This is a genomic window from Coleofasciculus sp. E2-BRE-01, assembly GCF_040221695.1.
In the GTDB taxonomy this organism is placed as follows: domain Bacteria; phylum Cyanobacteriota; class Cyanobacteriia; order Cyanobacteriales; family Coleofasciculaceae; genus Coleofasciculus.
On the sequence record NZ_JAVKEA010000099.1, the window covers coordinates 1 to 22,572 of the forward strand.

A 22,572-nucleotide genomic window follows, 5' to 3' on the forward strand; every position below is an offset into this window, starting at 1 on the left:
CTATTCATCCACAACGTTTTTTCCAAACAGGAAACTTTAATACATAGTGAGGCAAAATTGCTAGCTCCCCCCACACCCCACACCCCATACCCCACACCCAGTATCCTATCGTGGGTAATGTGGCTTAAGTTGACACCAATGTCTCTTCCCTAGACCCAACCTACCCCCTGAAGCTAGCTCAGTTGTAACCCAGTTCATGTTAAGATACTTTTCAATTCTGAAAATTCGCTTAGAAAGGAAGACTTAACTATGGAAGCAGCCATGCTGTTGGCGAAATTGCCTGAAGCCTACTCTATCTTTGACCCTATCGTAGACGTTCTCCCAGTCATCCCCGTCTTTTTCTTGCTGCTAGCATTTGTTTGGCAAGCGGCTGTGGGTTTCCGGTAAATCAATAAAATCAATTATGGCAAGGACACCCAGTTAGGGAAAATGGCACTGACTTTAGAGTTTGTAGTAAGCAATGCGAAAGCTTCTGGTATGCTTCGTGCCTACTACGAACCCAGCTTAAGTCAGCAGCATTCCAGTTAGGGGTGTCCTGATTCATAGTCTACAGCTTTATATATTTAGGGCTTGCTGCACAAAGTCCAAACCCTTAGCCATAAATGCTTTGAGCTTTATTGATAGAGGGTTTGATTCAAGGGAATCGGGTAGCATCCTTCATAAGTATGGCATCACCTTGCTCAGGAAAAATGTACCCTTGCTCCCCCAGCTCCCAGACGTGCCATGGCACGTCTCTACATTGGCTTCCCCAGCGTTCGACTGAGCGCTCACGCCGAAGTCTTCCCCCGCTCCCCCTCACCACAACACTTATTCAGCAGCCCCTATTTAGCTGCGTCCGCCAATCGTTTTCTGAAACGCCGATCGCTCACCAAGGCGTTTAATATAGTCTGAGATAGCTGGGTACTCGCTCAGGTCAAGCTGTAACATGATCGGGATATAACTCAAATACGATCCCACAGCCACATCAGCGACACTAAACTTATCTCCCAACAAGAACGGTTGATTCTGTAAACGTTGCTCAAGCGGGGGAAATAATTTCGGCATTTCCCGCTCTCGACTCGCCTCCACAAAAATTCCCGGACCAAGCGTCGCATTGGCAAACAAAATCCATTGAGCTATAGTTGCTTGCTCCTCCAATCCGTTCAGGTTGCCATATTTTTGAGCCAGGTAGAGCAAAATTGCTCCCGACTCCCACAGTTGGAAATCCTCATCCATAATAGCTGGGACTTTACCCATGGGATTAATCGCCAGATAATCCGGCTGGCGATGTTCTCCAGCTTGCATGTCCAACAGTACATAGTCGTAGGGAACACCCAGTTCTTCTAAATACCACTGGACAATTGACGCCCGACTGCGGGAGCCACCATAAAGTTTCAGCATCGTCGTTTGGGTTATAGAACTTTGTGAGTGTATTCGTGCTGTTTAACGTCGTCTTCCTTACGCACAACTCGTATCTGATTCAGCACCCGCTTGCGTTCGATAGAGTAGTTAAAATCATCGCGTGTTGTACCGGGGGGAATGTGGGCTTGTGCCTCCGGACGAGTTTTGTACGTGCGAGCTGCTGCGATCGCGCGGGCGATAAAATCGTCGCAAAAATGAGCCTCGGCGGGAAATTCCGGCGGTTTTTCTGGGGTGTCACCACTGATAACCTCGCCCAGTGTGGTGCCATGCGCCATGGAATAGGAGGTCGGAATCCCTTTGAGAACTGCCTCCAGAGCCGCCGAAGGAATCGGTTCCAGGATTTTCACCTCCTCCACTTCACCCTCTTGTTTCAAGAAGCAGGTGGCTAACCCTACCACTAAATAGTTATCCGCACTAACGTCAGGAGCATTCTGTAATGCTGTTGTGGTTGCCATATTTTCAGTGTCCTTAACTATTCCCAACCCAAACCAATCAGTTACTTGGGTTGCATTTTACCACCTTCTCGACTGGACATTCTTTATTTATGAGTTAAACTGGGCAATCACTTGCTGGGGAATGTAAAGAAACGTTGCAGATTTCTGGCACATTACCGTTAGCCCTGTAAGGTTGGGGGACGGAGCATCGCCAGATGGCAATGAAGGTTTGAGTGCTGATTGCGATTGTGCCAATTTTTGTAAGTTCACACAGCTAGCGGGGTGAACAACACCCAGGATAGAGGGAATGACTCAGCTTCATTCATTAAGATTTCAGGAAAGCAACTAAGTTGTGCTGTAGATTTCTCATAGAACATCAATACGTTGGGTTGGCTGGTGATTATTAAGAGGAGTAAAGACGCCTCAGGAAGTGACACACCGACACCAACTCGCGGGGTGCAGCCAGACTTAAGGTTGATTGTAGATAGACCGCAGGTGTTGTTGGAGAACGATTATGAACGCTCATGTATTTATCAAAGGCGATGAAGAGAATAGACAATGGATTCCTATGTCCCGCCGGAAACCCCAGCCTTTACCCACGATTACACTAACCCCTCGAACCCCTAACCACCTTTCGATTAAAAATTTACGCACCTCAGCTCAACGCAAAGCCAAACAGGGAGAGTACAGGAGTGCGATCGCGCTTTTGAGTCAGGCAATTAAACATCATCCTACCCACGCCATTGACTATAACAACCGAGGATTGATTTACTTTCAAATGGGTCAGCGTCAAAAAGCTTTAGACGATTACAACCGAGCCTTACAGCTCAATCCCGAATTGGACAGCGCTTACAATAATCGCGGCAATTACTATGCTGCCATGGGACAATTAGCCAAAGCACTCGCCGATTACGAAAAAGCATTGGATCTCAATCCGCGTAATGTTCGCACTTGGATTAACCAAGCCATCACCTTTCGGGAATTAGGGCTTTATGACCTCGCCATCGAAAACCTGGACTTGGCTTTAATCCTGGGATGCCTACAAAACCACATCTATGCCGAACGAGGTCGTACCTATCATCTGCGGGGAGACTGGAACTGCGCGATCGCTGATTATCAACGCGCACTCTCTCAACTGCCTGTATCAGGAACTTCGGGTCGTCTGCGCCAGAAAGTTGAAACCTGGATGGGTGAGTTACTTGATCCCTTAAGCGCATGAATTCAAACCTCATCAGGGGGTTGAAAGTGTTCCCTATTCCCTGTTCCCTGTTGCCTCTCCCCACCCCAAAACTCCCTGTAGCAGCCCCTATTTAGTTATCGGGCATGAGACGTCGATCTTCCCAGACGACTTGACGCTGATTTGGATCAACCCGGTAACTTTGATCTTGCATAACTCGTCTAGCTTGTGCCGGATCAAACGCTTCGCCGAAGTCATTGCGGAGTTTCTGAACCCGGCTTTGGGTGCGTTTTACTTCTGATCGTACTTCTTGCAACTTCGCCTTTTGGGACAGATGATAGGGCAACAGTTGTGCCAATCCCGCGATCGCGGCAGCACAAATAATCAGATTTACCACTAATTTAACCGTAATTTCACCGGCCACGACGGAGTAGGAATGCCGCCGTGGACGACGTTCTTGGCGAGGAACCCTGCGGCGGGTTGGTAAAGGTTGCCGAGTGGGTCGAGAGGTTGGGATTGCATTCATCTCAAAAAAACTCGCTGGAGACTCCCGTTATCGTCTTTAATTTAGCGGCAGAGGAAAGCTCGGCAAAAAGTATCGCTTCCCTTGTACAAAAGTTGGTAAGACCCCTACCGCCTTATTGACTAACGACGTTCGACGCGCCAGCATTCGCCTCTCGTCTGGATAGTTACAGACTCGTGCTTTTAAACTGTACGCCTAGGGGTGGATTGAACGTATGTCCGTTGCCAAAAGGTTGACAATCGCTAACATTTTCTTTCGGCTTCATCCTGGCAGTGTCGGCACTCACCAGTCCACCGACTGACACGACCGAGCTGGTCGCCTAACGTTCAGATCATAGACAAAGAGTTTTCCTCAGGCAATACTCTGCTGCGGATAGTCAGATACTTTACAGAATTTTGCTGCCATTATCCGGAATTAGGAGATGAGGGGTGCAACTCAAACCGTATCTACAAGACAAGGGTTGACATCACACCCCTCATCCTTGCCAGTTCCCAGCCAAATTGGGAATGAGAACTACTTATAGAGTTCCGTAGCTAAACGGAAGGCTAAGATACCGGGAATGAGCGCTACGACAAGAGCGACGAAAACTTGGGTATCTGAAAGGGACATGGTTTACAAGCTCCTAATTAAACATCAATATGACCTTTAGTCTACTGGCTATTGCTCCGTTTTCGGCAGAAATTTCGGGCAACACGTTAAGATTAGTTAACAGAAGGCTCATAGTTGCCGAGCAAGAGCAGCTTACGTCCTCGTCAATACTCAAAATCATTATTTATTTCATTAATGCTGGATCAAGTTTTTAAGTTACCGTTCAATCTAGGAATTGAAGCCCCCTTAGTCCTGCTGATTTTGGTTGCTCTCGAAGCCGTGCTGTCAGCCGATAACGCGATCGCGCTGGCAACAATTGCTCAAGGGTTAGAAGACAAGCAACTTCAGCGACAAGCGCTGAACTTTGGCTTGGTGGTGGCTTACATTCTGCGGATTAGTCTGATTCTGACGGCAACGTGGGTGGTCAAGTTTTGGCAATTTGAACTTCTCGGTGCTGCTTATTTGCTTTGGTTAGTCTTCGAGCATTTCACCTCCGAGGAAGATGAACAACATCACCATCATGGACCCCGATTTACATCGCTGTTACAAGTAATTCCTCTGATCGCCATTACTGATCTAGCATTTTCCTTAGATAGTGTCACCACCGCGATCGCGATTTCTGACCAAATCTGGCTGGTTCTGGCAGGTGGCACCATCGGTGTGATTACCCTACGATTTATGGCAGGATTATTCATCCGTTGGCTGCAGGAGTATGTCAACCTGGAGGATGCGGGTTACATTACCGTTGGTATAGTCGGATTGCGACTTTTGGTTCGGGCGATTAATCCCGAATTCGTGCCGCCCGAATGGTTGATGATTACCATTATTGCCTTGATCTTCCTCTGGGGATTTTCTCAGCGCACGAATGAAGCCGACAACTCACTACCAGAGGTTAATGAACAGCCTGAATAAGTCGGTGGGAAAAATTGAGGATCGTCATTTGTCATTTGTCATTTGTCATTTGTGAACGGTTAGGTCGGGGCGGGTTTAGTTATATCAGGGTGAAAACGAAACGTTAATGGTAAAACCCGCCCCTACAAAAGATGTTTCATCAGAATGTCTCTGCTTCCCCTGCTTCCCCTGCTTCCCCTGCTTCCCCTGCTTCCCCTGCTTCCCTGTTCCCTCCCCTCACTACCTAACTATCGGGCATTACCCCAGCGATAATCGCGGCTAAAATTGCCACACCAAAGGCGACGCGATACCAGACAAAGATCCAAGTGTTCTGGGTTTGTAGGTAACGAATCAGCCACGCGATCGCAGCATAAGAAAATACGGCTGATGATATCACGCCCACGGTGAGAGGCATAAATCCCCCCTCCCCAACTCCGGATTCTAATAAATCTTTTAACTCGACTAACCCCGCTAGGGTAATCGCTGGGATACCCAGCAAAAAGGAAAAGCGGGCAGCTGTTCCTCGTTCTAACCTCATAAACAAGCCGGCTGTAATTGTTGAACCCGATCGCGATACGCCAGGAACGAGTGCCAAGGCTTGAGCAAATCCCATCAAGATGCCATCCTGCATCCCCAATTTATCGAAATTGCGCTCTCTAGTACCGATCTTTTCGGCAACGCCCAACAGCAGCCCCATAAAAATTGAAGCACAAGCGATCGCGACGGTACTCCGCAGGGGCGAATTATCAAAATCGGGAATAAATATCTTAATTAACAAGCCACAGAAGACAATCGGTAAAGTACCCAAGCCGATACCCACCGCCATGCGAAAATCGTTGGCTTGGTAATCCCTCCTCTGAATTGCTTGAATTGTGCCTGTGGAAATTTGCCATAAGTCTGACCAAAAATACCACAGCACGGCGGCAATACTTCCCAGTTGAATGATTGCCGTAAAAGCCACCCCTGGATCACCCCAGCCTAATACCACAGGCACGACTTTTAAATGCGCTGTACTGCTAATCGGGATAAACTCCGTTAACCCCTGCACCATTCCTAGTACCAACGCCTGAACTATGTTCATCTGGGAGGTGGATTGGGTTGTGGGTACTGCTACGTCTGTCGTAATGGTGGTGGCAAAACTCTTCAACGGTATGGTGAGTAAGGCACTCAGAAGGCTAATCCTTAAAAATTTGAACCACCGCCACTGCAATTTGATCATGTAAGTAGTCGGATAAGTAGTCGGACATAATTCAAGTTGAGCATGAGGACAAGGGAACAGGGAACAGTCAGGATCTGAGGCTGGTTAAAATTCCCAATCCCTAATTACTAATTATCAGTTACCCACTTTAATCGGAATTCTGGCATAGCTTGATCGCGATCGCAAACTTTCTGGAGGTGCTAGCAGTACTCTATAATAGGTCATATCCCCCTAGGGGGGATAATGCTCATGATATATTGAGATATGTAAACATAAGTAAAGAAAATTAAACAAATCGTGTTTCGCAATAGTATGTTTTCTGATACATCCTCCAACTACTCCGATCCATCAGAAGAGGTTTGGCTTTTGATGTCAATCCGTAGCCCCCTGAATGGTCTAGGTATAGGCTCAAAAGCTAGAGTGCAAGGCTGGTGGCTGTTTGCCGCTGCCTCATTTCTGGTTTCTGTCCCTGTGTTTGTGCAAGCGCCATTAGTCCGGCAACTTCCCTGGTTGAGTTTACTGTTGACCTTAGGATGGATATGGCTGGGATTCAAGCTACTGGCGCGTCCAAGGATGCGAGTATGGGGAGATTTGTTACTGGGTTTTAGTTGGTGCTGGCTAGCCGGTTCAATTTATTGGGGCTGGCTGCGGGCTGAACCTCTGTTACATTTACCCATCGAAGCGATTGGTCTACCGTTTGCCCTTTGGGGGTTATGGCGGGGTAGAGGCGCTGTAGGTAATTTGTTTTACCTGGGTTCTCTGTTCGGGACGGCTCTCACCGATGTATATTTTTATTTAACGGATTTGATTCCCTACTGGCGTCAGATCATGGACGTTGATCCGGCCTTGATCACCCCGATCTTGCAAGAGGCGATCGCACAAGTACAAACCCCTTGGGGAATTAGCTGGGCAGCGGTTTTAGGATGTACACTAGGATTAGTAGGATGTGGGGCATTAACCCGAGGGCGATTGCCGTGGTGGGCATTTAGTGGGGCAGTATTGAGTACAATTTTGGTAGATAGCCTATTTTGGCTAGCAGCTACACTGCAATAAAAACTCATGAATGTCTACAGTAAACAAATATTGACATCAAACCATAAGGGCAGTGAAGTTTCCGGAATCACTCGTTTGGCTTCAGAATGCATCTACTAGGATATAGACTTAATCCTCTGTTTATTTTTTAACCCGTCGTTGCTTCTGTGCCTGTGGTGACTCTACGATCCACTCCCTATTTACTTCTACCGACTGAGACTGGTAACCGCTACCTCCCCCTGGTGGGTAGTAATTGCTGGACAGTTGGTCGCGGAGATGATAACAATTTTGTCCTCTCAGATCGTTGGATTTCCCGAAATCACGCGATGTTACAGTGTACTGAAACTGGTGATTTCTATCTAATCGATTTAGGAAGTCGCAATGGTTCTTTCGTGAATGGACGCCGAGTGAGTATTCCGGTGACATTACGAAATGGCGATCAGCTAATGTTTGGTCAGACTGAACTGGAATTTCATTCACCATCCGATACCCGTAACCGCGATCGCGATTATAGCCAACCTCCAAGTAGTGAAACCCTAACCTCTACGTTACATGTGCGCCGTCTAATGTCGGTGATGGTGGTGGATATCCGTGACTTTACGGTTCTAACTCGCCAACTGGATGAAAAGATTCTTTCGGCTGTGATTGGTACTTGGTTTCGCCAATCAGGAAATATTATCCGCAAATCGGGAAGTTGGGTGGATAAATATATTGGCGATGCAGTGATGGCAATTTGGTTTCATGGGCATAAAGGGATGAGTAAAGACGAAGCTATGAATGTGTTGCAAGCGGTTAGCGATTTGCACAGGATGACGGCATCCCTTTCCAGTCAGTACCCCCTACCTTTCCCGCTACGCATTGGCACGGGAGTGAATACGGGTTATGCAATGGTGGGAAATACGGGCAGTGGAGATCGCCCTGACTATACAGCAATTGGCGATACAGTGAATGCGGCGTTTCGTCTGGAGTCGGCGACGAAACAAATTGGTCTGGATATTGCGTTGGGAGAAGATACCTATAGCTATCTGGAACAGCTAGGATACAAGAATCTGGGCTTTAAACAACATATTGTTAGCCTAAAAGGGTATGAGAAGCCAACCACCACTTATGCGGGAACCTATGCTGATCTGAATAAGTTCTTAGCGACTCGCTGTTCGGAAAACTTGACCTAAATATCGCTCTGAGTAGCTATAACTGACATTAAATACCTCGGCAAATTTAGCGATTACTACGGGGCGAACTTGGTCTACGGTAATATTAGGAATAAACTGGGCAAGACTCCCCACTGGTTTATCGGCAATTCCACAGGGGACGATGCGCCCAAACCCGCTTAAGTCGGGGCAAATATTCAGGGAAAAGCCGTGCATGGTAATCCAACGACTAACTTTAATGCCAATGGCGGCAACCTTGCGTCCCTCTAGCCAAACGCCAGTCATCCCGGTTTCGCGATCGCCTTTGAGTCCATAAACCGCCAACACCTCAATTAAGACGGCTTCTAACTGTCGCAGATACCAATGTAAATCTTGCTGATAATATCGTAAATTGAGAATGGGATAGCCGACGAGTTGACCGGGACAATGGTAAGTGACTTCACCTCCCCGTTCGATGCGGTGAACTTCCCAATCAGCTTCTGCGGGGTTGAACTTGAGGAAGTCTAAACTTGCCCCTTGACCTAAAGTATAGACTGGTGGATGTTCCATTAATAAGAGAACATCATCAAGGGTGGGATCGTTAATCCGTTGTGACAGGAGCGATCGCTGTTGTTCCCAGGCGACGGTATACGGTATAAGTCCTTGATTGTATAGTAAGCATTGACGTTGTGCCATTCACGTCCTATTTTCTGAAGATAACTTACCTATTATGAAAGACAAACTGATCTATTGGGTAAATCAGTTATTAGTCGCTGATTTCTTCCTGGTTTTATTCAGCTTCTTCTGGTTCGCGATCGCACTGTTGGGGCGATCGATTGGTGTTTCACTGGGATTAGACGTGTGGTATAGCTTGTGGAATCCTGTCTTTACTCCTGCGATCGGTCTTTTAATGGCAGGTGCGCTGTTAACTGGACTGATGAACCAGATTAACAAGCGCTTGAATTCAGATTGAATTCTGCCAAATATCTGGAAACGCCATCGCAAAATTGTCGCCAAATTGTAGTGGCGTGGCACACCTTTTGCAAGATGAATTAACCATTAGCCCGGAAACTGTAGGGGCGCAAAGCCTTCATTGGTGTCAACTTAAGCTTAACCCCTCACCCCCAGCCCCTCTCCCAACCCCCTCGTTCCCCCCTTTTATAGCAGTAGGCTCTCCCGTAGTTACAGTACAAATGTTCTAAAGCACTCCTGATAAAGCCTCCATTTCTAATGTGTAAATACACCAGCGCGTAGCGCTATAGATCCCCCTTCCGTCCCCCTTCAAAAGGGGGAGACCAGAGGATGCTTCGCTTTTTGTTATGCGAGGAGGACAGAGGATGCTTCGCTTTTGTTGCACGGGAGAGGGGAGCAAGAGAATCCGGTTCCCCTTCTCCCCACGGAGGGAGAAGGGGTTAGGGGATGAGGGGGAATTCCGAGTTCCCCAAAGAACATCCGGCACCCTTACCGGCACCAAGTTTCAATCCCTGATAGGGATTCAGGGGAATTCCGAGTAGGATGGAGTTATCGCGGATATAGTTTGCATTCGTTTCAATCCCTGATAGGGATTCAGGGGAATTCCGAGGGCGGTCATCTGGAAGCCTGAGACTATGTAGTTATCAAGGTACAGTTGCGCGACTGATAAAAATAATAGCATTTCAGGCATAAAGTTTGACAAGAGCCTATTTATACAATTACCTGAAAACCAGTTACAGTATACCTTTCAGAGATTGCGCGGCTGAGATTTTACGGCAATGGTGTTCAACCCCTGATACACCAAGCGATTCAGCCATTTTTCTAGAGCCGCCTCAAAAAACACCTACCCATCCGCGCTGCTGGCAAACTTGATATGCTCACCCATCTGCTAGTAGCGACAGACCTCTCCATCCTAGTACACCAGGTCATCGATTTATCTCTCCCTATATCTCCAAAAATCCGTAAAATGTCGCATTCTACCGAATGGGTGGGAACACTCTAGCTAAATCCAGTAGGATTTGTCCTGCACTTGATCACCGATAGGCTATGGCAAGACGTTCGCTCAAAGCATCTACAGAAGGCATCCAAAAAGCCAAACAAGCGTTCCTGCGTAAGGGATGGACACAGGAATACTTAGCCGGAGAAGTAGGTTTAGAAACTCGTCAGCCGATTTGGAAATTTTTTAAGGGGAAACCCGTTGATCATCACGTTTTTATCGAGATTTGCTTTCGCCTCGATCTGGATCTCGACGAAATAGCGGCGTTACCGTTAACAGCTAAACCCCATCCAACTCAGAACCTTCCAACGGTTGACAATGATATTAATGCTCTCGTCGATCAAGTGCGACAAAAGCATCATGATAAACTGCACCATCAATGTGGAACCCTACGTCTATTAGATATTACCCGACCGATTGATTTAGATGAACTCTATGTCGATGTTAATATCCTCGAAGAAATTAGCAGTCAACGATGGCTCGATCTCAACGATTTACAAGGCGGCAAATCAGAAGACTTTGATCGCTTGGGCTTAGGCAATGTTCGACTGGAAGGGTTTCCCGGACTTAAAGCCGTGGAACGATATGGCAACTTAATGGTATTAGGAAAACCTGGTGCCGGGAAAACCACATTTTTACAATATCTAGCGATTCAATGTAATACGGGGAAATTTAAACCGGAACAGGTTCCCATTTTTATCCGCCTGAAAAACTTTGCCGAGGATGCTTGCTGTGAAAATAATGGGAATCTTTTTAACTATATTACCCAAGACTTTGAGCGCTGCGATGTAACTGCCCAAGAACTAGAAACGGTTTTAAATCAAGGCAGAGCATTGCTACTATTGGATGGCTTGGATGAAGTGCCAGATACCTGGAGTGATGCCGTCATTCGCCAGATTCGCCAGCTAGCCGACCACTATTATAAAAATCAGATTATTATTACCTGTCGGATTGCCGCTAAAGAATACAGGTTTCCCGGCTTTACTGAGGTAGAACTGGCTGACTTCAAACGTCCTCAAATTGAACAGTTTGTCAAAAATTGGTTTATCGCCGTTGCTCGGAATAAACCTGCATTAGGATTAAAAAAAGCGGCGCTATTTCTGGAACAGTTAGAGAGTTCTGAAAATCAACCGATTCGAGAACTGGCAACGACGCCCGTCCTGTTAAATCTGAGTTGTTTAGTCTTTCAAACCAAGACAGAATTCCCCAAAAAACGTTGTGATCTCTACAAACAAGGACTTGATCTGCTACTGATTCGGTGGGACGAAGCCAGAGGGATTAAACGGGATGATATTTATCGTAATTTATCCTTGTCTCATAAGCTACAATTGTTGAGTCAGATAGCTGCCATAACCTTTGAGCAAGGGGATTATTTCTTTACCGAAAGCACCCTCGTCCACCTAATTGGTGACTATTTACAGCAACAGTTAGGCGATCGCCTGGATCTGGCTACCCTAGAATTAGATAGTGCGGCGGTTTTGAAATCCATTGAGGCGCAGCATGGTTTATTAGTTGAACGGGCGAGGGGAATTTACTCGTTTTCTCATTTAACCTTTCAAGAGTATTTTACAGCAAGGGCAATTGTCGCTGATGCCGAAACCTCTATTTCCCAGTTATTGTCCCATTTCACCGAAAAACGCTGGCGGGAAGTGATTTTACTCACCGCCCAGATGTTACCCAATGCTGATGGAATGATACAGCGTCTAAAGCAACAGATTGATGCTTTAGTTGTGGCAGAGGTAGAGAAGCCGGACAAAAACGAGCGATCGCCCGCCAAATTGCCCCCTGCTGAAACCCCCGCCCAGACTTTACCAGGGCTACTTGACTGGGTGCGACAAAAATCCTTGACTGTCACCACCTCCTACAAATCGGCGGCTGTTCGGGCTTTTTACTTAACCCTTGCTTTACCCCCCAATCATCGACTCGCGGGTGACTCGACATTAGCCTTAGCCATTGATCCTAGACTCGCGGGTGAATTAGCTGGGGATCTCGCCTTAGATTTAGCCTTAATTCAAGGATTAGCTGTTGCGATCGCGCTGACTCCTGATTTGGTTGATGATCGACTTAATGCCTTACACCTTGCCCTTGAACTCGACTATCTAACCCCAGGGAAACCAATTAGTACCTCACTCCGGCAATTGAAACAACAATTGCCTAACTGCCAAGACGATAAAGATAAGATTCAGCAGTGGTGGCGTCAGCATAGTCAAGAGTGGGTAGCGCAGTTGCGATCGGTAATAATTGACCATCGAAATATAGGTTATGAATGGCACTTGAGCGCCCCATGGCAACAACGGCTTGATCAGTATGATTATGCTAATAGATTAATCGTAGACTGTCTTAATAGTAATTGTCAGCTCACAGCTACTGTACGACAAGAGATTGAGGCAACGTTATTATAGAAACTCAGAACCAAGTCTCATTTCATGTAAAAATTTGATACATTTTTTTACTTTTCTGGAAAGAATTCCTGTCATCAGATTTCATGGCTAGAACTATAAATAAGACCCCTTTGCCAATACGAGTTTGATAAGCGTTAAACACCAAACTTGGTCGGCTGATTTAAGGTATAGCGCTGCTAGGCTTTCTTGCAATAGGCAATAGTGAAGAAAAACGCTTATCTGACAAGGAATTGACCCTTCAAATTCGCTCAGGGTCAAGCGATTTTGATTTTTCTTTTATGTCCTAACCTTAATGCGTAGTGCTATAACGAAACTCAATGCCGAATAATTTTTTGGGAGCAAAATTGGCTCCTTTCTATTTTTCTGGGAGTAAAATTTACTTCCTGGCTCGACCCTTTAGTAAGCTTACCCCTTGAAAACGTGACTTACTTAATCTGTACGTGTGATCTATTGCACGAGCAAATCTATCCATTGAGTTGGGGCGCGAATACAATTGGGCGGGAAGAGGATAATAGTATTGTCGTTAACCATACCTATCTTTCCCGCTACCACGCTCAAATTTTAATCTCTCCTAACGGTGTTATCCTTAAGGATCTCAATAGTCTCAATGGGACATTCGTCAATGACATTAGAATCCATCAATGTCAAATTAAGGATGGGGATTCCATTCGCTTAGGACGGATATCCTTCAAGTTTGTTCAGCACATCTCCCAAGCGGAGGACAATGAATCTGCCGATCTAGATAGTGACATTTCAATTCTTAAGCAAGTTTCCCCGGAAGATGCTCGAATTCCAATGCTCGACTTATTGCAATCTGATAAGTCAGAGAACTCGATTCTGAAGCTGCGGCAGCGAGATGCTCATCAACGAACGGTTGATAAATTACAAATTTTACTGGAAGTTAGCAAACAACTGTCTTTGCCCGAAGACCCCGATCAATTATTACACAAAATCATTCATCTACTGTTTAAAATAATGCATATTGACCGAGCGGCAATTTTGATGGTCAATGAAACCGATGGCGGGCTAGAACCTAAAGCCGTACATGGACGCCCAGAAATTCCCACAGATGTTAATTTTTACAGTCGTAAAATAGCTAATTTTGTCCGTCATCATGGGAATGCAATTCTCACCGAAGATGCGCGAGCCGATAATTTATTTAACGATTCAATCTCTATTGCTGAACAGGAGATTCATGCAGCAATATGTGTTCCCCTCAAACCCGCAGATGAGGTGATTGGAGTATTATATGTGGATAATTTATCCATGACCAATATCTACTCCGATGAGGATTTAGAGTTTTTAACCTGTCTGGCGAACCAAGCCGCGATCGCGATCGAGAATTCCCGCCTCTATAAGAAGATGCAAGAACAGGAAGTGATGCGGGCAAAGTTGGAACAATTCTTTCCTCGATCGGTAAGTCGCAAGTTACGAGAAGAGGGAACGTTAGCCACAGTAGAGACGGAAGTGACCGCATTATTTGCGGATATTAGCAACTATACCCAAATGTCGGCGGAAATGGAACCCAGTCAAGTGGTGGAAATTCTGAATGAGTATTTCCAAGCTGTTGTGGAAGAGATTGTTTTTCCCTATGAAGGAACTCTAGAAAAATATATCGGCGATGGATTTCTAGCGGTTTGGGGCGCACCCTATCGCCAACCAAATGATGTGGATTTAGCGGTAAAAGCAGCGATTGAAATGCAATGGGTGGTTTGTCGCTTAAATCAGAAATGGATTCGGGAAAAAGGACGCTCAATTCAAATTCACATTGGTTTAAATACTGGCATGGTTGCGGCGGGAAATATCGGATCTAAAACGCTGATCCAATATGCGACAATTGGGGATACAACCAATGTGAGTAGTCGAATTTGTGATGTCGCGCATCCGGGGGAGATTTTAATCGCTCAAAGTACGTTTGAGCAGCTAGGTGATCCAACGACTCCTTTAGAAAAAATGCCACCGATTGCGGTGAAGGGTAAGGCTTCGCCCCTGCAGCTGTATCGGGTTTTGTGGAAACAATGTAACACGACGGAATTATTAGTCTAGTCAGACTCACCTGACAACAAAGAACGGGAGGATGGATCAGTAGGTGGATACAATAAAAGTCGGGCGGTGGAGAACTCGCTGCCCGAAAAGAAGCAAGCTACGTCCTTTGTCAGGGATGAATAAATGATATAGTCTAATCAGCAAAAATACTTAGTTAAACGAGAACCTATGACTTTTTTGCAACTTGCCGTCATTACCGGTCTTGCCTTTGTGTTGATCAAATTTACCGCCTCTCTGTTTGGCTATGGCAATAATCGCGTCTTAAATAGCTTGGTTACAGCCATCCTCGCCATCTTTGTCACCTTTGAACTGGTAAAGCTGGTGCAGGCAATCTTCGTCAAATTAGGATAGGACGCTGAAGATCCCCCATCAGTCAGTAGGTGGGGACAATTAGAAAGTTAACGGTGGAGAACTCGCTGCCCTTGAGAAGCAAGCTACGTCATTTGTAAGGTTGTTTATATAACTTAATAGGGTTGAGCCATTCCAGGATGGGGCGGTTAAAACCGCATCTACACAAACAAAACCTGCCTTCGCAGGTTTCTAAATCTTAAACAGGATTCATAGCGATGAATTTGAACAAACACAAGCCTACGATCCTGTAGGGGCGACCCGCCCCGCCTGCATCAATGAACACCACCCATCCACTCAATTGTATCGGGTCGCCCTTTACTCAAACTTAAGGCTGGTGGGCAATGCCCAGCCTACGGTATATTAAGGGTTTCAGTGTTAGTTTTGATGGTATGTGGCGCAACGTGAGTGTGATACCAAGTTGCAGTCTAATGTAGAACTTTCTTTTTCCCCCATCACCCCCTCATATCATGTCCGGTCAAACACCCCTAATAAAAACGCCTGAAACCCCTGTTATTGCAGCATTGCAATTATGGGCAATCGTTAAGACATGATATCACCCCTTCAACCCATCACCGCAATTATGGGTATTCAACCGGACATGATATTAGGTGTTACCGCCCATCCTAAACGAGTGGGCTGCTGGTAAATCCGTTTCAACGTGTTGATATCCCGCACAGAGATTTCTGGCGGATAGCGAACTTGGGAATAGTACATCGTATCCGTTTCCACCGGAGAATGACCCCAAATCCCCAACGCATGTCCGAGTTCATGACGAGCCGTGGCTAGGGTATAATCTACCGTTTGGTGGGGACTCAGATAAATGGTAAACTTGTGCGCTAAAATACGTTGTGATTCCTCAACGCCGGGACGCAGATAAAATTCGTAGCGAGTTTCTGCGGCGCGGGCGCGAATGTTCTCAAATCGTTGGGTTTCGCGGTTAAACGAGGCTTGCAAAGGAGGGCGCGATCGCACAATAATAATATCTGCTGATTCTGTCTCAGAAACCACCTGTAAGGGCAAATAGACAGTCCATTCCTCTACGGCTTGTAAAACAGCATCGTACCAATCGTGGAATCGTTTAGCACTAGCCGAGGATTCCGCTGATTCTTTGGGGTGTTCAATATAAACCTGAACCGGAAACTCAGACCAAACCAGATACTCCACCGGGGTTAACTTAATCTCCGTGAAATAATCACCAGCATTAGTCTGATCATCCCACTGCGCCAATGGTTGGGGGAGTGGGTGAGGTTGAGGCGTCGGGAGAGAGAACGGAATCCCAGGGACATGCCACGGTATCGATAGTAACAGAATCAACCCACTGGTCAAGATCGCTATCCACAAGAGACGTTTCCTGGTGCTATAGAGGAAACGCCTCAACCTGCGAGTTGCACTTTTTTTCATCCCAAATTGGTGACTTGGGTCATTCCTTCCTAGATAATCCTTGGGTGTAACCCAGTTAACATTGCTGTTTTTGTCTGGGGTCAGTTGTAACAGACAACGAACAGCAAACAATGGACAACCCATTATTGATTCAACCACCCTGCACTGAGAACAATGGTCAAACCGATAAAGATAATGGCAAGCACCCAAGTCACCCGGTTGAGGGCGGTTTCGGCACTTTTGGCACTGGTGAACAGTTGGGCTTGACCGCCAATTCCACCAATACCATCCCCTTTGGGACTATGAAGCAACACTAAAACAATCAAACCGAGAGCAGATGCTGCCCAAATAATTTGCAGAATTTGACTGGTCATACTTGATTATGGCTTATTTGTCAATGGCAATGTGGTCTTCTTTTTTCGTCCAAGACCAAAGACTATAAGGCAACTCGTACTGGCGTCCGATTCTTCCGTACATCAAACTCCACGGGTTTAATCATAGAACGTCCCGTCATGTCTTCCGGTTGTGGCAGGTTTAAGATGTCCAGAATCGTCGGTGCAATATCTGCCAGCCGTCCATCGCTCCGCAGAGCAACGTCCGTGCCATGTCCAGGGATTTTTAATTTTTCCCCTTCTATCAGAATAAAGGGTACAGGGTTGGTTGTGTGTGCTGTCCAAGCATTACCTTGTTCATCTCGCATGTATTCCGCATTCCCGTGATCGGCGATAATGATTGCGGTTCCACCCACTTTGTTGATGCTCTCAATCAACTGTCCCAAGCAGTGATCCACGGTTTCAATAGCTTTCACACAGGCGTCTGTATTTCCCGTATGTCCCACCATATCCGGGTTGGCGTAGTTGATCACCACCAAGGAGTAAATCATTTTGCTAATCGCCTTTACCGCTACATCCGTCACATCGACGGCGGACATCGCCGGGGCGCGATCGTAGGTTGCCACCATGGGACTGGGAATCAGTTCCCGATCCTCTCCTTCAAAGGGTAATTCTAAACCGCCATTAAAAAAGTAGGTAACGTGGGCGTACTTCTCGGTTTCAGCCGTGCGGAATTGGCGCAACCCATTCCGGGAAACGACTTCGCCGAGAATATTATTCAAGTTCTGCGGCTCAAACGCAACCAAAACCGGGAAGCTGGGATCATACTGAGTAAACGTGACAAACGCTAGGGGTTTAATCAGTTCCCGTTCAAATCCGTCAAATTCCGGATCAGTCAAAGCTTGAGTTAATTGTCGGGCGCGATCGGGACGGAAGTTAAAAAAGATTATCCCATCCCCCGGTTCCAATGCACCTGAGGTAATCCGAGTCGGGAGAATAAACTCGTCAGTAATGTCCGCCTGATAAGACGCTTGCATCACCTCAACCGCACTCCGACCATCCCCATTCCCATCCTGGGTGATCATATCGTAAGCTTTTTGGGTGCGATCCCAGCGATGATCGCGATCCATGGCATAGTAGCGACCACTAATGGTGGCAATGCGTCCAATGCCGATTTTGTCAATATGCTCTTGAATGGTCTGAAGATAGCTGATCCCAGAATTAGGATTGGTATCCCGACCATCCATAATTGCGTGAACACAAACATCAGAGAAGCCTTGGGATTTAGCAAAATCAAGTAATCCCAGCAGATGGTTGATATGGGAATGTACACCACCGTCGGAACATAAGCCGATTAGGTGTAACTTACCCCCTTGATGTTTCAGTTCTTGGCTCAATTTTTGCAGGGCTGCATTCTCCCTGATCGAACCATCTTCCACAGCATCTGAGATGCGAACTAGTTCTTGGGGGACGACACGCCCAGCACCGATATTCAGGTGACCCACTTCCGAGTTACCCATTTGACCCTCTGGTAGACCAACGTCTTTACCAGATGTGCGAATGGTTGTACTGGGATAAGCCGTCAACAGGCTATCCATCACAGGGGTTTTTGCAAGGGCAATGGCATTTCCATCCCTTGCCTTGCGGTAGCCCCAGCCGTCCAAGATGACTAGCACCACAGGAGATACAGGTGCTTGCATCATAGTATCGCTCTTTATTCCTATACTAATTTCACCGCCATGATATCATTAGTTTCTTGATTTGATGGCTAATTTTTGCCTTTCTTTTGACTTTTTAGCCATTTTGCTGGAAAATTTAGCAGCTTCTTCGGTCTATTTTCTTTCTCTGGAATCATTGTTCTCGATACGCTCTTTGCAGAGGATACTTGTTGATACTATTCTCAATTAGCTGACTCTTGTATCATGAGTCAGGTGACTTCAGAAGAATGTTACTGACTCCCATAGCCAGAATTTTCGTTTCCGTGTCAAAGCGAAAGTAAGCATCGAGCTTACGGGGGAATCCTTTGACTGACTTTTCACGGGAAGTCTAAAAACCTGAGTCGGGGCGGGTTTAGTTACTTATGGTTGCAACCGAAAAGATAGTGGTGAAACCCGCCCCTACAGAGACACCCCATACCGTGAAAAGCTATAATTTTGTGAACCCGTTGAAACGGGTTTAAGCTTTTAGCCCCAACTTTAGTTGAGGGCTGACTAAATTTTTTATCGACGTTTGGCGGCGGCTTTTTTCTTAGCCGCTTTTTCAGCTTTCTTGGCGGCTTTTTCGGCAGCGATCGCGGCTAATCGTGCCTGTTCTTTCTCCTCGGCGATTTTATCCAGATAGTAGTGATAATCCCCCAAATAAGTGCGGAACTCGCCATCACGAATTTCCACAATTTTGGTCGCCACTTGGGAAATAAAATAACGGTCGTGGGAGACAATAATCACGGTACCGTCATAATGCTGGAGGGCTTCCTCTAACATTTCTTTGGCGGGAATATCCAGGTGATTGGTTGGCTCATCCAATAAGAGTAAATTCGCGGGACGCAGCAACATTTTTGCCAAAGCCAGACGCGCTTTTTCACCCCCACTCAGGGATTTAACTTTTTTGAATGCCGTTTCACCACTGAAAAGAAACCGTCCTAATAAGGTGCGAACTTCTTCATTTTTCCAATCGGGAACTTCATCATGAATGGTTTCCATGACAGTTTTAGTTGACTCCAGCGCTTCGGCTTGATTTTGCTCAAAGTAGCCGGGGATCACATTATGCTTACCCAGTTCCACAATCCCTTCCGTGGCGTTTTCCATCCCCATCATCAGGTGTAATAGCGTGGATTTCCCTGATCCATTCGGTCCCAAGAAAGCAATGCGATCGCCCCGTTCCACTAGCAAGTCTGCACCGAGGAAAAGAATCTTGTCGTCGTAGGTATGCACCAATTCCTTAATATTGACAACCTCGCGACCACTCCGAGGAGCTGGGGGAAAACGAAAATGTAAGCTTTTTAAGCTACCCGTTGGTGCTTCAATGCGCTCAACTTTTTCTAATTGTTTCTCGCGGCTTTTTGCTTGGGTGCTGCGGGTTGCACTGGCGCGGAACCGTTCAACAAAGGCTTGCTGCTTTTCCAGTTCTTTTTGTTGACGCTCATAGGAGCTGAGTTGGGATTCTTGCATCTCAGCTTTTTGCTGCAAGTACGCCGAATAATTGCCCAGGTAGGTGGTAGAGACGCCGCGTTCAGTTTCCACAATCTGGGTACAGAGGCGATCCAGAAATTCCCGGTCATGGGAGACAATCACCATCGGGGTTTTTAATCCTTTCAGGTAATTTTCTAACCATTCGATGGTTTCTAAATCGATGTGGTTTGTCGGTTCATCTAACAGTAATAAGTCAGGGCTTTGCAGCAGTATTTTGCCCAAACTCATCCGCATTTGCCAACCGCCGCTGAACGCACTGACTAAGCGATCGCCATCTTCGGGAGCAAATCCCATTTCCGGTAATATCTTCTCTATTTGCGCTTCTAGGCTATACCCATCGAGGGCTTCAAACTGACGCTGCAATTTATCCAACTTGTGGATTAGGCGATCGAGTTCATCGGGATCAGCGGTTTCCATGTCCCGTTGCACCTGCGCCAGATTATGCTGTACTTGGTTGGCTTCCGTGAATACCGTCCAAAACTCTTCGCGCACCGTGCGACTGGGATCAACCTCAAATTCTTGGGTGAGGTAAGCAATGTGGAGACTCGTCGGGCGGATCACTTCCCCAGCCGTGGGTTCTATCTCCCCAGCAATAATCTTAAGTTGAGTGGATTTACCCGCACCATTAACGCCAACTAAGCCAATGCGATCGCCCGGTTTGACTTCCCAGTTGACATCCTTGAGAACTTCGCCAGTGGGATAAATTTTACTAATGTGTTCTAGTCTGAGCATGGGTGTATTGTCTCAAGCAGATTACAGCAGGGAGATTGAGCTACCCGACGTTTTGGGTGCGCCGCTGACTCTCCATCCGTGTTTATCGTAACAAAAATTAATGGATCGATTTAGCGGTTTTGTTCGTATGTTGCGCTTTAGCGTCGGTTCGTAGTTGCTGCGCGATCGCATTTCAACTATCTTGCATCCGTTGAGCCTCTCGCCTCATAGCATCACAGCCTCAATACAGCATGATAGTCTCACGGATAGCGTCCTTGGGCAATCAATACTTGACGATAAGACAAACGAGTTGAAGCATTGAGTTTTAGTAAAAACACCGTCGCTCGACCTGTTGCTGTCGTACCAATAATGTTGGTTTCGTCTAAGGTAAAGTGATCTGTCCAGATTTGACGGCGTGGGTTAAACAAAGGGACGATTTCATGACTAAGTGGATCAAAGGTTGTTAAGTCAGAGCCTTTGTGACGGTTGCAAGATAAACAAGCTAGTGCCAGATTTTCGGCTACGGTTTTACCGCCGTGTTTTCGAGCAATAACGTGGTCAACTTCGTGGCTGTAGATTGAATAATCTTTGTGAATGAGACAGTATTCACATTTACCCTGCGCCTGTTCAATCACTAGCTGGCGTAGGGAAGGGGAAATCGAGGAAGGAGTCATTTATCCGATTAAGTCATAAGCTTTGGCTTTAAGCAGAATCATCAGATGCTCTAACTGCTCATATAAATCAAGTTCTGTTGCTTCAGCTTCTGTAAGTGTTCCTTCTCTGTTTTTGTCTAGCAGCGTGCGGAGACGTTCTTGGGCTTCTGCTGACACTTTAAAGGTAGTTATTTCTTGAGGAGTTGGGCGGGTGATCAGAAAGTCTAGAACTTCAGTGTATGCAATCGGAGCATTTGTTGGGTTAGTAACAGATGAGATTTGGTTAGGTAAAGGAATTCTGGGGGGAACGGTTTCTACGAGACGCTGTAGTAATTCCGGGAGACGATCGCGGAGTGGTTCTAGGCGTTGAGCCAGTTCGTCTGGTACTTGAATGGTGAGTTCAGCCATTGTTGCTTTTTCGTATCTGAAAAACTGTGAGTTTATAACCAACTTGGATGAGTTATGTTCTTTCTATCATAATCTGAATCGATTGATTGAGCTGACGCGATTTTCCTCAGGGAACGCTATGCGATCGCACTCATAGCATCACAGCTTCATGCAAAATGCGATCGCGACTGCGTTCTTTCAACATATCCACTGTAGCCATATCAACCTTGCGATTGAGTAGCTGTTCTAAATCAATTAATAGTCCTCCGGGAAACCAGGGGGTGATTTTTGCTAAATCATAGTCAACCAAAAAATCAATATCACTGTCTTCCGTTGCTTCTCCCCGCGCCACCGAACCAAACACTCGCACGTTGTAGGCTCCATGCTTTTGGGCAATAGCCAGAATTTGCGATCGCTGATCGTGTAACAAATCTTTAATGCCTAACCCTGTTTTGCTAGTCATACTGCTACTCTCGGTCAACTAATTCTCCTTCTCATCTGACTCATCCAGATACAACCGAATAAACTCCTCGGCAGCCACCGGATTAAGCTTATTCAGCCCCTTCCTAATTTCGAGAATGGTATTACCTCCTGGATCTCGACTCTCATTGACCCAATGGTGAATTGTTGATCGCCCAATAGTTGGTAAAAGTATAGTCAAATATAGACAGACTGAATTTCATTGCAGAAATTCCCTTCACTTTTACTTTGAGAGATTAATTCTCCTTGGATGAACTACGCACCTCTCTATCCCATAGCGGTTAAACGCATTTGGGAAT

General features: G+C 46.3%; 23 protein-coding genes. 9 read left to right on the forward strand and 14 right to left on the reverse strand.

The window, feature by feature from the left end; translation table 11 throughout:
- Positions 1–249: 249 nt before the first annotated feature.
- Complete coding sequence (locus RIG66_RS12240; protein WP_006103223.1) at positions 250–387, forward strand: photosystem II reaction center protein K; 138 nt, start codon at positions 250–252, stop codon at positions 385–387.
- A gap of 438 nt (positions 388–825) precedes the next feature.
- Here the strand turns inward: RIG66_RS12240 and RIG66_RS12245 are convergent, their stop codons facing one another.
- On the reverse strand, positions 826–1,380 hold the full coding sequence (locus RIG66_RS12245; RefSeq protein ID WP_446378374.1) for a glutathione S-transferase family protein: 555 nt from the start codon (positions 1,378–1,380) through the stop codon (positions 826–828).
- Between the two features lie 11 nt (positions 1,381–1,391).
- The gene (locus RIG66_RS12250) at positions 1,392–1,856 is read right to left on the reverse strand and encodes a hypothetical protein (RefSeq protein ID WP_446378376.1); all 465 of its coding nucleotides are present in this window, start codon (positions 1,854–1,856) and stop codon (positions 1,392–1,394) included.
- Positions 1,857–2,349: 493 nt separating this feature from the next.
- Between RIG66_RS12250 and RIG66_RS12255 the strand changes: the two genes are divergently transcribed.
- Positions 2,350–3,054, forward strand: a complete 705-nt coding sequence (locus RIG66_RS12255; RefSeq protein WP_446378378.1) for a tetratricopeptide repeat protein — start codon at positions 2,350–2,352, stop codon at positions 3,052–3,054.
- Positions 3,055–3,145: 91 nt separating this feature from the next.
- Here RIG66_RS12255 and RIG66_RS12260 read toward each other — a convergent pair whose 3' ends face one another.
- Positions 3,146–3,538, reverse strand: coding sequence for a slr1601 family putative cell division protein (locus RIG66_RS12260; RefSeq protein ID WP_446378380.1), 393 nt, complete (start codon positions 3,536–3,538; stop codon positions 3,146–3,148).
- Positions 3,539–4,048: 510 nt separating this feature from the next.
- Positions 4,049–4,144 carry a photosystem I reaction center subunit XII gene (gene psaM / locus RIG66_RS12265; protein WP_071777246.1) on the reverse strand — a complete coding sequence of 32 codons (96 nt, stop codon included), beginning with the start codon at positions 4,142–4,144 and terminating at the stop codon, positions 4,049–4,051.
- A gap of 174 nt (positions 4,145–4,318) precedes the next feature.
- On the opposite strand from psaM, the gene RIG66_RS12270 reads away from it, so the two are divergent.
- The gene (locus RIG66_RS12270) at positions 4,319–5,035 is read left to right on the forward strand and encodes a TerC family protein (protein WP_446378382.1); all 717 of its coding nucleotides are present in this window, start codon (positions 4,319–4,321) and stop codon (positions 5,033–5,035) included.
- Positions 5,036–5,258: 223 nt separating this feature from the next.
- Here RIG66_RS12270 and RIG66_RS12275 read toward each other — a convergent pair whose 3' ends face one another.
- Complete coding sequence (locus tag RIG66_RS12275) at positions 5,259–6,233, reverse strand: undecaprenyl-diphosphate phosphatase (protein ID WP_446378384.1); 975 nt, start codon at positions 6,231–6,233, stop codon at positions 5,259–5,261.
- 348 nt (positions 6,234–6,581) lie between these two features.
- Between RIG66_RS12275 and RIG66_RS12280 the strand changes: the two genes are divergently transcribed.
- Positions 6,582–7,265 (forward strand): DUF3120 domain-containing protein, encoded by a 684-nt coding sequence (locus tag RIG66_RS12280; RefSeq protein ID WP_446378386.1) that lies wholly within the window; start codon positions 6,582–6,584, stop codon positions 7,263–7,265.
- Positions 7,266–7,417: 152 nt separating this feature from the next.
- Positions 7,418–8,416, forward strand: a complete 999-nt coding sequence (locus RIG66_RS12285) for an FHA domain-containing protein (RefSeq protein ID WP_446378388.1) — start codon at positions 7,418–7,420, stop codon at positions 8,414–8,416.
- On the opposite strand, the gene lipB is transcribed toward RIG66_RS12285, so the two are convergent.
- Positions 8,384–9,070, reverse strand: a complete 687-nt coding sequence (lipB, locus tag RIG66_RS12290; protein ID WP_446378390.1) for a lipoyl(octanoyl) transferase LipB — start codon at positions 9,068–9,070, stop codon at positions 8,384–8,386. The two genes, RIG66_RS12285 and lipB, sit on opposite strands and share 33 nt — an antisense overlap.
- A 34-nt stretch (positions 9,071–9,104) precedes the next feature.
- Here lipB and RIG66_RS12295 point away from each other — a divergent pair, with 34 nt between their 5' ends.
- The 4 genes from RIG66_RS12295 (at position 9,105) to RIG66_RS12310 (ending at position 15,142) form a co-directional block, all read left to right on the forward strand.
- Positions 9,105–9,347 carry a hypothetical protein gene (locus tag RIG66_RS12295; RefSeq protein WP_446374237.1) on the forward strand — a complete coding sequence of 81 codons (243 nt, stop codon included), beginning with the start codon at positions 9,105–9,107 and terminating at the stop codon, positions 9,345–9,347.
- A 1,046-nt stretch (positions 9,348–10,393) separates the two neighbouring features.
- Positions 10,394–12,745 carry an NACHT domain-containing protein gene (locus RIG66_RS12300; RefSeq protein ID WP_446378394.1) on the forward strand — a complete coding sequence of 784 codons (2,352 nt, stop codon included), beginning with the start codon at positions 10,394–10,396 and terminating at the stop codon, positions 12,743–12,745.
- Positions 12,746–13,165: 420 nt separating this feature from the next.
- Complete coding sequence (locus RIG66_RS12305) at positions 13,166–14,791, forward strand: adenylate/guanylate cyclase domain-containing protein (protein WP_446378396.1); 1,626 nt, start codon at positions 13,166–13,168, stop codon at positions 14,789–14,791.
- Between the two features lie 168 nt (positions 14,792–14,959).
- A complete protein-coding gene (locus RIG66_RS12310; protein ID WP_446378398.1) occupies positions 14,960–15,142 on the forward strand; it encodes a hypothetical protein in 183 nt (60 codons plus the stop codon).
- A gap of 588 nt (positions 15,143–15,730) precedes the next feature.
- On the opposite strand, the gene RIG66_RS12315 is transcribed toward RIG66_RS12310, so the two are convergent.
- The 8 genes from RIG66_RS12315 to RIG66_RS12350 form a co-directional block, all read right to left on the reverse strand.
- On the reverse strand, positions 15,731–16,543 hold the full coding sequence (locus tag RIG66_RS12315; RefSeq protein WP_446378400.1) for a peptidase: 813 nt from the start codon (positions 16,541–16,543) through the stop codon (positions 15,731–15,733).
- Between the two features lie 122 nt (positions 16,544–16,665).
- Positions 16,666–16,896 (reverse strand): preprotein translocase subunit SecG, encoded by a 231-nt coding sequence (gene secG / locus RIG66_RS12320; protein ID WP_446378402.1) that lies wholly within the window; start codon positions 16,894–16,896, stop codon positions 16,666–16,668.
- Positions 16,897–16,958: 62 nt separating this feature from the next.
- A complete protein-coding gene (gene gpmI / locus RIG66_RS12325) occupies positions 16,959–18,557 on the reverse strand; it encodes a 2,3-bisphosphoglycerate-independent phosphoglycerate mutase (protein WP_446378404.1) in 1,599 nt (532 codons plus the stop codon).
- Positions 18,558–19,073: 516 nt separating this feature from the next.
- Positions 19,074–20,774 carry an ABC-F family ATP-binding cassette domain-containing protein gene (locus tag RIG66_RS12330; protein ID WP_446378406.1) on the reverse strand — a complete coding sequence of 567 codons (1,701 nt, stop codon included), beginning with the start codon at positions 20,772–20,774 and terminating at the stop codon, positions 19,074–19,076.
- Between the two features lie 239 nt (positions 20,775–21,013).
- Positions 21,014–21,427 carry an HNH endonuclease gene (locus RIG66_RS12335; protein ID WP_446378408.1) on the reverse strand — a complete coding sequence of 138 codons (414 nt, stop codon included), beginning with the start codon at positions 21,425–21,427 and terminating at the stop codon, positions 21,014–21,016.
- Positions 21,428–21,814 (reverse strand): hypothetical protein, encoded by a 387-nt coding sequence (locus RIG66_RS12340; protein ID WP_446378410.1) that lies wholly within the window; start codon positions 21,812–21,814, stop codon positions 21,428–21,430.
- A 130-nt stretch (positions 21,815–21,944) separates the two neighbouring features.
- The gene (locus RIG66_RS12345) at positions 21,945–22,256 is read right to left on the reverse strand and encodes a nucleotidyltransferase family protein (RefSeq protein ID WP_446378412.1); all 312 of its coding nucleotides are present in this window, start codon (positions 22,254–22,256) and stop codon (positions 21,945–21,947) included.
- A gap of 18 nt (positions 22,257–22,274) precedes the next feature.
- Complete coding sequence (locus RIG66_RS12350) at positions 22,275–22,454, reverse strand: XRE family transcriptional regulator (RefSeq protein ID WP_446378414.1); 180 nt, start codon at positions 22,452–22,454, stop codon at positions 22,275–22,277.
- Between the last annotated feature and the right edge of the window lie 118 nt (positions 22,455–22,572).